Source organism: Acinetobacter pittii, assembly GCF_022449185.1.
Classification (GTDB): domain Bacteria; phylum Pseudomonadota; class Gammaproteobacteria; order Pseudomonadales; family Moraxellaceae; genus Acinetobacter; species Acinetobacter pittii_I.
In genome coordinates this window covers 1-569 of record NZ_JAKUKO010000022.1, presented here as the reverse complement: position 1 = coordinate 569, position 569 = coordinate 1, and the positions used below count along the sequence as shown (strand labels likewise).

Sequence of the window (569 nt, the reverse complement as noted above, 5' to 3'; positions counted from 1 at the left end):
GCGATCACGATTCCTGAAGACTTAAATGGCGACGGTATCTTGAATGCAGACGAGCTAGGCACAGACGGCAGCTTCAATGCACAAGTGGCGTTGGGACCTGATGCAGTCGACGGCACCGTGGTGAATGTGAACGGTACTAACTACACCGTGACAGCAGCTGACCTTGCAAACGGCTTCATCACTGCAGCGATTCCTGTGACAGGCGAAGGCCCTGTGACCATCCATGCAGAAGCAGTGGATGCCGAAGGTAACCTTGATGTTGCAGATGCAGACGTCACCGTGACTGTAGATACCTTGCCTGCAGACCTGATCGGAGCGATCACGATTCCTGAAGACTTAAATGGCGACGGTATCTTGAATGCAGACGAGCTAGGCACAGACGGCAGCTTCAATGCACAAGTGGCGTTGGGACCTGATGCAGTCGACGGCACCGTGGTGAATGTGAACGGTACTAACTACACCGTGACAGCAGCTGACCTTGCAAACGGCTTCATCACTGCAGCGATTCCTGTGACAGGCGAAGGCCCTGTGACCATCCATGCAGAAGCAGTGGATGCCGAAGGTAACCT

The 569-nt window shown here is 54.1% G+C and carries 1 protein-coding gene; it reads left to right on the top strand.

Annotated elements, in window-relative coordinates; translation table 11 throughout:
* The coding region (locus MKX14_RS18220) for a hypothetical protein (protein WP_240283151.1) at window positions 1–569 on the top strand (569 nt) is incomplete at both ends.